Consider the following 350-nt stretch of genomic DNA (forward strand, 5'->3'; position numbering starts at 1 on the left):
CGCAGGCGGAAAACGACGTGTCGGCGTTCGATCCGGCCGCCGCGCCGCGCTTCTCCTCGCCCGCGCGCCTCCGTGCGGCCACCGAGGCGATCTTCGCGCACATGCGGACCGCCCTCGGTCGGCCGACACTCAGGGTCTGGATCCAGACCCTCGGCCGAGCCTACTGGGGCGACCTGCCGGACCCGCCCGAGCCGACCGGGGCCTATTACAAAGCCGCCCGCGACGTCCAGGTCGCGATCGCGGCGGCCGATCCTTATGTGATGATCGGCTCGTGGACGCCCGGCAGCGAGACCATTGCGGGCTATGTGCCTGAGATCGGAAACCCCGGCTTCATCCACTATCAATCCGCC

At 69.7% G+C, this 350-nt stretch carries 1 protein-coding gene; it reads left to right on the forward strand.

The window, feature by feature from the left end; translation table 11 throughout:
* Positions 1-101: 101 nt before the first annotated feature.
* Positions 102-350 (forward strand): hypothetical protein (locus tag V5F77_RS29250; RefSeq protein ID WP_429008534.1); only part of this gene is annotated, 249 nt, incomplete at its 3' end.

Source organism: Roseixanthobacter psychrophilus (assembly GCF_043195195.1).
Classification (GTDB): domain Bacteria; phylum Pseudomonadota; class Alphaproteobacteria; order Rhizobiales; family Xanthobacteraceae; genus NCEH01.